This window comes from Desulfocurvus sp. (genome assembly GCF_023230885.1).
Lineage (GTDB): Bacteria > Desulfobacterota > Desulfovibrionia > Desulfovibrionales > Desulfovibrionaceae > Desulfocurvus.
This window is the reverse complement of the sequence record NZ_JALNWM010000008.1, coordinates 20017-29421: the sequence shown is the minus strand read 5'-3', so window position 1 is coordinate 29421 and position 9405 is coordinate 20017. Positions and strand designations below refer to the sequence as shown.

Annotated in this window: 6 protein-coding genes; 1 reads left to right on the top strand and 5 read right to left on the bottom strand. The window is 72.4% G+C overall.

Annotated features, from left to right (window positions below; genetic code table 11):
• A partial coding sequence (locus M0P34_RS01285) for a heavy metal translocating P-type ATPase (protein WP_291495517.1) occupies positions 1-2255 on the top strand: 2255 nt, incomplete at its 5' end.
• Positions 2256-2424: 169 nt separating this feature from the next.
• Here M0P34_RS01285 and epsC read toward each other — a convergent pair.
• The 5 genes from epsC to M0P34_RS01260 form a co-directional block, all read right to left on the bottom strand.
• Complete coding sequence (gene epsC, locus M0P34_RS01280; RefSeq protein WP_291495515.1) at positions 2425-3351, bottom strand: serine O-acetyltransferase EpsC; 927 nt, start codon at positions 3349-3351, stop codon at positions 2425-2427.
• A gap of 38 nt (positions 3352-3389) precedes the next feature.
• Entirely contained in the window at positions 3390-4325 is a 936-nt protein-coding gene (cysK, locus tag M0P34_RS01275) for a cysteine synthase A (RefSeq protein ID WP_291495513.1), read from the bottom strand.
• Positions 4325-5545, bottom strand: coding sequence for a cysteine desulfurase NifS (nifS, locus tag M0P34_RS01270; protein ID WP_291495521.1), 1221 nt, complete (start codon positions 5543-5545; stop codon positions 4325-4327). The genes cysK and nifS overlap by 1 nt, the downstream gene beginning before the upstream one ends.
• Positions 5546-5558: 13 nt before the next feature.
• Positions 5559-6389 carry a Fe-S cluster assembly protein NifU gene (gene nifU / locus M0P34_RS01265; RefSeq protein WP_291495511.1) on the bottom strand — a complete coding sequence of 277 codons (831 nt, stop codon included), beginning with the start codon at positions 6387-6389 and terminating at the stop codon, positions 5559-5561.
• A 163-nt stretch (positions 6390-6552) separates the two neighbouring features.
• Positions 6553-9267 carry a bifunctional acetate--CoA ligase family protein/GNAT family N-acetyltransferase gene (locus M0P34_RS01260; RefSeq protein WP_291495509.1) on the bottom strand — a complete coding sequence of 905 codons (2715 nt, stop codon included), beginning with the start codon at positions 9265-9267 and terminating at the stop codon, positions 6553-6555.
• Positions 9268-9405 lie beyond the last annotated feature (138 nt).

The window sequence follows — 9405 nt, the reverse complement described above, 5'->3', positions numbered from 1 at the left end:
TGGCCATAAGCGGGATGCACTGCGCGGCGTGCTCGGCGCGCATCGAGCGCGTGGTCGGCGCCATGGACGGCGTGCTCGGCGCCGAGGTCAGCCTTGCGGGCGAGACGGGCAGCTTCCGTTTCGACCCCGCCCGCGTTTCGCGGCGCGACATCCGCGCCAGGATCCGCGAGCTGGGCTTCGAGTCGCGCCCCGCGTCGTCGGGGCCGGACCTGTTCGAGGAACGCCGCCGCGAGGCCCTGGCCCGGCTGGAGGCCGCCCGGCGGCGCCTGATCCCGGCCTTCGCCTTCGCCGCGCCGCTGCTTGTGCTCTCCATGGGCCACATGGCCGGGCTGCCCCTGCCCGCGTGGCTGGACCCCATGCACAGCCCCCTGGCCTTTGCCCTGGCCCAGCTGGCCCTGACCCTGCCCGTGGTCTGGTCGGGGCGCCATTTCTACCTGCGCGGGCTGCCGAACCTCTGGCGCCGTCAGCCGGATATGGACTCCCTGGTGGCCGTGGGCACCGGCGCGGCCCTGGTCCACAGCCTGTGGGCCACCGTGCTGGTGGCCCTGGGGGTGGACCCGCAGGCTCACGCCATGGACCTCTACTACGAGTCCGCGGCGGTGCTCATCGCCATGATTTCCCTGGGCAAGTATTTCGAGGCCCGCTCGCGCCTGCGCACCTCCGACGCCATCCGTGCGCTGATGCGCCTGGCGCCGGACACGGCGACCCTGGTCGGCGCGGACGGCGGGCACACCACCGTGGCCCTGGACGAGGTGGAGCCCGGTGACGTGGTGCTGGTTCGCCCCGGTGAGCGTGTGCCCGTGGACGGCGAGGTGGTCACGGGCGGCAGCGCGGTGGACGAGTCCATGCTCACCGGCGAGTCCCTGCCCGTGACCAAGAACCCCGGCGACACCGTCACCGGCGGGACCATGAACACCACCGGCGCCCTCACCGTGCGCGCGGCCCGCGTGGGCCAGGACACGGTGCTGGCGCGCATCATCCGGCTGGTCCAGCAGGCCCAGGGGTCCAAGGCGCCCATCTCCGGGCTGGCCGACCGCATCAGCTTCCACTTCGTGCCCGCCGTCATCGCCGTGGCCGTGGCCGCCGGGCTGGCCTGGCTGGCCGGAACGGGCGACACGGCCCTGGCCCTGCGCATCTTCGTCGCCGTGCTGGTCATCGCCTGCCCCTGCGCCATGGGCCTGGCCACGCCCATGTCCATCATGGTCGGCACCGGGCGCGGCGCGCAGCTCGGGGTGCTGGTCAAGAGCGGCGCCGCGTTGCAGACCGCCGAATCCGTGCGCGCCGTGGTCTTCGACAAGACCGGGACCCTGACCCACGGCCAGCCCGTGCTCACGGACCTGGCGCCCATGCCCGGCGCCGGGCAGGACGAGGGGCGTCTGCTGGCCCTGGCCGCCGCGGTGGAGCGGACCTCCGAGCACCCCCTGGCCCTGGCCGTGGTCCGCGCCGCGCAGGAGCGCGGGCTGGAGCTGCCCGAGCCCGAGGCGTTCCGGGCCCTGACCGGGCGCGGGGTGGCGGCCGCAGTGGGCGGGCACGCCCTGCTGCTGGGCAACGCCGCCCTCATGGACGAGCACGGGGTGGCCGGGCGCGACGAGCCCGCCGCCGAGCGCGCCGCCGCGGAGCTCTCCGCCCAGGGCAAGACGGTCCTGTTCCTGGCCCTGGACGGCCGGCTGGCGGCCCTGCTGGCCGTGGCCGACACCCTGCGGCCCGAGGCGCCCGCCGTGGTGGCCCGCCTCAAGGCCCTGGGGCTGCGGGTGGTCATGCTCACGGGCGACAACGCCGTCACCGCCCAGGCCGTGGCCGCCCAGGCGGGCATCGACGAGGTGCTGGCCCAGGTCCGCCCCGAGGACAAGGAGGCCCGCGTGCGCGAGATCCAGGCCCGGGGCCTGCCCGTGGCCATGGTCGGCGACGGCATCAACGACGCCCCGGCCCTGGCCCGGGCCGACCTGGGCGTGGCCATGGGCTCGGGCATCGACGTGGCCGTGGAGTCCGGCGACGTGGTGCTCATGCACGCCGACCTGAACGGGGTGCTCACGGCCCTGGAGCTGGCCCGGGCCACCATGGGCAACATCCGCCAGAACCTGTTCTGGGCCTTCGCCTTCAACACCCTGGGCATCCCCGTGGCCGCCGGGGCGCTGCACCTTTTCGGCGGCCCGACCCTGAACCCCATGCTCGCGGGCACGGCCATGGCCCTGTCGTCGGTGACGGTGGTCAGCAACGCCCTGCGCCTGCGCCTGTTCCGGCCCTCGGCGCGCTGAGGGCCTCCGGCGCCCCGGGGCACCCGTGAAAACGGACGGGGCCCGCGGCGCAAGGTGGAATGCCTTGCTCCGCGGGCCCCGGTGCGTCCGGCCCCGGTCGGATCTTGCGCGCCGAGGGCCGCGGCGCGGCGCCCCGGGGCGGTGCGGGCCCTGTTTCAGGAGCGCAGCATCAGCCGATGCCCTGCAGCAGCAAGGCGGCCTCGCCGTCGCCGCCTGCCGGGCGCTGGATGACCCGGGTGCCGGGGGGCACGTCGTTCAGCAGCCACACGTTGCCGCCGATGACCGAGCCCTTGCCGATGGTCACCCGGCCCAGGATGGTCGCCCCGGAGTAGATGATGACCTCGTCCTCCACGATGGGGTGGCGCGCGATGCCCTTGATGAGCGCGCCGTCCTCGCCCTTGGGGAAGCTCTTGGCGCCCAGGGTCACGCCCTGGTACAGCCGCACCCCGCGCCCGATGACGCAGGTCTCGCCGATGACCACGCCCGTGCCGTGGTCGATGAAGAAGCCCTCGCCGATTTCCGCGCCGGGGTGGATGTCGATGCCCGTGCGCGAGTGGGCCATCTCGGTGATGATGCGCGGGATGAGGTCCACCCCCAGGTGGTACAGCTCGTGGGCGATGCGGTAGTGGGTCACGGCCAGGATGGAGGGGTAGCAGAAGATGGTCTCCCCCGGGCTTTTGGCCGCCGGATCGCCCGCATAGGCGGCCATCACGTCGGTGGACAGCAGGCGGCGCACCTCGGGCAGCCGGGCGATGAACCGCGAGGCCACCTCGCGCGACTGCCCGTCGCAGTCGGCGCAGTCGGCGGCCTCCAGGGCGCAGGTGAAGCAGCGCCCGCGCATGATCTGCTCGGCCAGCAGGCGGTGGATCTTGTCCAGGTTGGCGCCGACGTGGAAGCGCATGGTCGAGGCGTCCACGTCGGAGTAGCCGTAGTAGCCGGGAAAGAGCACCGCCCGCAGGCGGCCCACGACCTCCTCCAGCACGGCCACCGAGGGCATGGGCACATGGCGCTCATGGCTGTGGTGGACGATCTCGTAGGAGCGTGGGTCGCACAGGGCGTCGATGACCTGGTCGAGCTGTGGGTCGAATTGCTTCATGGCGTTCGGAGGGGCGAAAGGGTTGGGGGCGGCGCGCGTCAGCCCGCGGCCGGAGCCTGGAACAGGGCCGTGGACAGGTAGCGCTCGGCAGTGTCGGGGATGATGCAGACCACCAGCCGCCCGGCGCTTTCGGGCCGCGCGGCCACCCGTACGGCGGCCAGGGCCGCCGCCCCGGCGGAGATGCCGCAGGCGATGCCCTCCTCGCGCATGAGCCGCCGGGCCATGGCCAGGGCGTCGTCGGTGCCCACGGGCATGATCTCGTCGAAGAGCGCGGTGTCCGCGTTGGCAGGCACGAATCCGGCGCCGATGCCCTGGATGCCGTGGGGCCCGGGGGCGCCGCCCGCAAGCACCGCCGAATCGGCGGGCTCCACGGCCACGGCCCGCAGCCCGGGCTTTCTGGCCTTGAGGGCCCGGGCCAGGCCCGACAGCGTGCCCCCGGTGCCCACCCCGGCCACCAGCACGTCCACCGTGCCGTCGGTGTCGTCCCAGATTTCCACGGCGGTGGTGGCCTCGTGGGTGGCGGGGTTGGCCGGGTTGTCGAACTGCGAGGGCATGAATGCCCCGGGCGTCGCGGCCAGAAGCTCCCGGGCCCGTTCGATGGCCCCGGTCATGCCCCGGGCCGCCGGGGTCAGCACCAGCTCGGCCCCGAAGCCCGCCAGGAGCGCCCGGCGCTCCAGGCTCATGCTCTCGGGCATGGTCAGGACGAGCCGGTAGCCGCGCACGGCGCAGACCAGGGCCAGGCCGATGCCCGTGTTGCCGCTGGTGGGCTCCACCACCACCGCCCCGGGCCCCAGGCGCCCGGCGGCCTCGGCGGCCTGGATCATGCCCAGGGCGATGCGGTCCTTCACCGACGAGCCGGGGTTGAAGAATTCCAGCTTGGCCGCCACCGTGCCGGGCAGCCCGGCCGCCACCCGGTTCAGGCGCACCAGGGGCGTGCGGCCCACCAGGCGGGTCATGTCCTGTGCGATGCGCATCAGCGGCCCCCCTTGCCCGGGGCGGAGCAGGAGCAGGCGCAGGCCCCGCCGTCAGGGGCGTCGGCACCCTCGCGGAAGGGCGACATGGCCCGCAGCCGCGCGATGATGCCCGGCATCTCGCGCAGGACCGTGTCCACCTCGGCCCCGGTGTTGTAGCGCGACAGGGAGAAGCGGATGGAGCCGTGGGCGAAGGTGAACGGCACGCCCAGGGCGCGCAGCACATGCGACGGCTCCAGGCTGCCCGAGGTGCAGGCCGAGCCCGAGCTGGCGCAGATGCCCAGCTCGTCCATCAGCAGCAGGATGGCCTCGCCCTCCACATACTTGAAGGAGATGTTGGTGGTGTTGGGCAGGCGCCGGTCGGGGTGGCCGTTGAGCCGCGCGTCGGGGATGGACTCCAGCAGGCCGCGCTCCAGCCGGTCGCGCAGGGCGCGCACGCGGGTGTTCTCCTCGTCGATGTTCGCCGCGGCCAGTTCCACCGCCCTGCCCAGGGCCACGATGGAGGCCACGTTTTCCGTGCCCGCGCGCCGCCCGCGCTCCTGGTGCCCGCCCAGGACGAAGGGCCGGAACGGCGCGCCCCGGCGCACATAGAGCGCCCCCACGCCCTTGGGCGCGTGCAGCTTGTGCCCCGACAGGGCCAGGTAGTCCACCCCCAGGGCGGACAGGTCCAGGGGCAGCTTGCCCACGGCCTGCACGGCGTCGGTGTGCAGCAGCACCCCGCGCTCCCGGCAGATGTCCGCGATGTCCGCCAGGGGATAGACGGTCCCCGTCTCGTTGTTGGCGAACATCACCGAGACCAGGGCCGTGTCGTCGCGCAGGGAGCGGCGCAGCTCGTCCAGGTCCAGCAGTCCCTGGGCGTCCACGCCCAGCCAGGTCACGTCGTGGCCGCGCTTTTCCAGGTGCTGGGCCACGTTGAGCACGGCGGGGTGCTCCACCCGCGTGGTCACCAGGTGCTTCTTGCCCGGGTTGGCCGCCACGGCGCTGTGCAGGGCCGTGTTGTCCGACTCCGTGCCGCAGGAGGTGAACACGATCTCCTCGGGCGAGCAGCCCAGCCCGGCGGCCACGCGCTCGCGGGCCCGGGCCAGCAGCCTGCCCACCTGCCCGCCGAAGCGGTGCATGCTCGACGGGTTGCCGTAGAGGTCCGAGAGCACGGGCAGCATTTCTTCGAGCACTTCGGGGGCCACGCGGGTCGTGGCGTTGTTGTCGAAATACAGCGGCTTGATTTGCTGGTCCACCTCAGGCCCTCCTGACCCGGATGGCCGGGTCCACCTGCTCGCGCAGGGTCTTCTGCACGAAATCCGTGAGCGTCAGCTGGCTGGAGGGGCAGCTCGAGCAGGCCCCGCGCAGGGAAACCAGCACGTCCGCGCCGTCCATGTCCACCAGCTCGATGTCTCCGCCGTCCTTGCGCAGGCTCGGGGCCACCACCTCGTCGATGACCCGCATGACCTTCTGCATCCGTTGCAGGTTGGTCAGCGGCCGGGCGGCCGGGGCGGGCGCCGGGGTCCGGCCCAGCACTTCGGCCAGGATCTCCTCCAGCCGGGGCACGCAGTCGCCGCAGCCGCCCCCGGCCTTGGTGTAGTTGGTGATCTCCTCCACCGTGCGCAGCCCGTTCTCCTCGATGGCCCGGCGGATGGTCACGTCGGTGACGCCGAAGCAGCGGCAGACCAGTTCGCCCTCGGCGTGGGCCTGCGGGGCGGCCTCGCCGCGCCAGTTCTTCAGCGCGGCGGACAGGGCCTCCTCGCCCATCACCGAGCAGTGCATCTTCTCCCTGGGCAGCCCGCCCAGGTACTCGGCGATATCCTTGTTGGTCAGGCGTTCGGCCTCCTCCACCGTCCTGCCCTTGAGCAGCTCGGTCAGCGCCGAGGACGAGGCGATGGCGCTGGCGCAGCCGAAGGTCTGGAAGGTGGCGTCCTCGATGACGCCCTGGGCGTTGATCCTCAGGAAGAGCTTCAGGGCGTCGCCGCAGGCCAGGCTGCCCACCTCGCCCACCGCGTCGGGGTTGTCCATCGCCCCCGCGTTGCGCGGGTTCAGGAAGTGATCCTTGACCTTGTCGGTATAGTCCCACATGGGAGCCTCCTCGCTTGGCGGACGCCAGGCGCCCTTGAATTCCTATCGCTGCGGTCCACTATAAGGCGAATGGGCCGCCCTGCAAAGCCCCTGGGGCCGCTTTTTCCGCGCGCCGCGGCCGGAGGGCGGCCCCGCGGGGCGGGGGAGGCGCCCCGGCCCGGTGCTAGTCGGGGTTCAGGGGCAGGCGGAACTGGTAGACATCGTCGTCGTAATTCTTTTTGACCTCGAAGCCCAGGCGCTCGGCCAGGGTGGCCATGCCCTTGTTCTCGAGCAGGGCCTCGCCGATCATGAAGCGGGTGCCCCGGGTGCGGGCGTAGCGGATGAGCTTGTCCATGAGGATGCGCCCCAGGCCCTTGCGCTTGAGGTCGGAGCGCACGACGATGGCGAACTCGGTGGCGGAGTTGTCGGGCTTGGTCATGCCGCGCACCACGCCGAGGGTCTCGGTCCGACCGGGGGCGCCGGGGTCTTCGGCGGTGGCGATGAAGGCCATTTCGCGGTCGTAGTCGATCTGGGTCAGGCGGATCATCTCCGAGCGCGGCAGCTCGCGCACCAGGCCGAAGAAGCGGTAGCGGATGTCGTCGATGGACAGCCGGGAGAGGAATTCCCAGTGCGCGGGTTCGTCTTCGGGGCGGATGGGCCGCAGGGTCACGCGGGTGCCGTCGGCCAGCTCCACGCTTTCCTCGAGTTCGCGCGGGTAGGGGCGGATGGCCAGGCGCGCGCCGGGCTCGCCTGCAGCCGGGGCGACGGTGATCTCCGCGTCCAGGGCCAGCACGCCGTCCTCGTCCACGAACAGGGGGTTGATGGCCAGGGTCTGGACCTCGGGCAGGTCGATGATGATGTGCGAAACCTTGACCAGGGTCAGGCACAGGGCGTCGAGGTCGGCCCCGGGGTGGTCGTCGCGCCCGGCCAGCAGGCGCGAGACGGCGGTGCGCGAGATGAGCTCGCGGGCCAGGGCCATGTTCAGGGGCGGCAGGGCCAGGGCCTCGTCGCGCAGGATTTCGGTGTCGGCGCCGCCCTGGCCGAAGTGGATGTAGGGGCCGAAGACGGGGTCGGTGGCGGCGCGGATGAAGACTTCGCGGGCCCGGGGGCGGCGGCCCATGCGCTGCACGACGTAGCCCGCCACGCGGCAGTCGGGGTGCGCCTCGGCCACGCGGTCGGCCACGGCGCCGGTGGCCTCGCGCACGGCCTCGGGGGAGTCGAGGTCCAGGGCCACGCCGCCCGCGCGCGTCTTGCAGAAGGAGTCGGGCGAGAGAACCTTGAGGGCAACGGGGAAGCCCATCTCGGCGGCGGCGGCCACGGCGGCCTCGGCGCTGCCCGACAGGCGCGTTTCGACCACGGGCACGGCGTAGCAGTCCAGCACGTCCATGGCCTCGGGCACGGTCAGGGTCCGGCGGCCCGACTCCAGGGCGTTGGCCACGACCATGCGCGCGGTGGCGGTGTCGGGCATGAATTCCGTGGGCAGGGAGGCCGGGGTCTGCACGAGCATGTCCTGGTTGCGCCCGTAGTGGACCAGGTTCAGGAAGGCGCGCACGGCCTTGTCGGGGGTCCAGTAGGTGGAGATGCCCGCCTCGTTGAGGATTTCGCGGCCCTTCTGGGAGTGCTCCCCGCCGATCCACGAGGCCAGCACGGTGCGCTTGGAGCGCCGGGCGGCGGCGGCCACGGCCCGGGCCACCTCCTGGCCGTCCACCAGGGGCGAGGGCACGTTGAGCACGAGCACGGCGTCCACGCCTTCGGCCTTGAGCAGGATCTTCAGGGCCTCGGCGTAGCGCTCGGGGCTGGCGTGGGCGGTGATGTTCACGGGGTTTTCGGCGTCCAGGAAGGCCTTGGCCGGGCCGCCGGGCTCCCCGGCCAGCAGGTCCATGAGGCTTGTGCGCGTCTGTTCGTCGAGCTGGGCCAGGGTGCCCCCGCCCCCCGCGAGCATGTCCTGCACAAGGATGCCGGGGCTGCGGCCGTTGGAGAGTATGGCCAGGCGCTCGCCCTTGAGGGGCCGGGAGCGCACGATGGTTTCCACGGCGTCGAAGAGCGAGTCGATGTCGCCGACGCGCAGCATGCCCGAGCGGCGGAAGGCCGCGTCGTACACGGCGTCCAGACCCTGGGGCCGGCGGGAGTAGCGCCCGAGCAGGTCGGCGGCCTCGGGGCTGCGCCCGCCCTTGATGACCAGCAGCGGCTTGTTGCGCGCCGTGGCCCGCGCGGCGGACATGAACTTGCGCGCGTTGGCGATTTCCTCGACGTAGAGCATGACGGCGCGGGTGTTGGGGTCGGCGTTGAGCCAGTCGAGCAGGTCGCCGAAGCCGAAGTCGAGCTTGCGGCCCAGGGAGATGAAGTGGGAAAAGCCGATATTGCGGCTGCCCGCCCAGTCCAGGATGGAGGTGAACAGCGAGTCGGATTCGGTGACGAAGGCCACGCGCCCGCTTTCGGCGCCGATGTGGGCCAGGCTGGCGTTGATGCCCGTGGCGGGCGAGATGAAACCGATGCTCTCCGGGCCGAGGACGCGCAGGTCCGTGCGCTTGGCGGCGGAGAGGATCGCGCCTTCGAGCATGGCGCGCACGTCGGCGGGCAGGTCGGCGAAGCCGTTGCCGATGACCACGGCCCCGGCCGTGCCGCGGCGGCCGAGCTGGAGCACATAGTCGGGCACGGTCTCCGGCTCGGAGCAGATCAGCGCCACGTCGGGGGTCAGGGGCAGGGTGTCGATCTCGCGGTAGACGGGCAGGCCGAAGCACGAGTCCAGGGTGTCGTGCACGGGGATGACCGGGCCGATGAACTTGCTGGCCAGGATGTTGCGCATGAGCACGGCGCCGGGGTGCCCGGGCTCCTCGGTGGCGCCGATGACGGCCACCGAGTTGGGCCGGAACATGGTGTTGAAATTGTCGAGGTTCATGGGCGGGTCTGCTCCGGGGCGCTGGGGCCGTCTGCGTCGTGGGCCGGGAGTGCGGCCCACAGGGTTCCTTTGACCCAAAAACGGGCGCCGGGCAAGGGCGGGCGTGTGCCAATTTTCACGCATCCGTTCATACCACGA

Coding starts and splice junctions, on each gene's coding strand:
- epsC (WP_291495515.1), bottom strand. CDS start 3,351: ATGAAGCAATTCGACCCACAGCTCGACCAGGTCATCGACGCCCTGTGC.
- cysK (WP_291495513.1), bottom strand. CDS start 4,325: ATGCGCATCGCACAGGACATGACCCGCCTGGTGGGCCGCACGCCCCTG.
- M0P34_RS01260 (WP_291495509.1), bottom strand. CDS start 9,267: ATGAACCTCGACAATTTCAACACCATGTTCCGGCCCAACTCGGTGGCC.
- nifU (WP_291495511.1), bottom strand. CDS start 6,389: ATGTGGGACTATACCGACAAGGTCAAGGATCACTTCCTGAACCCGCGC.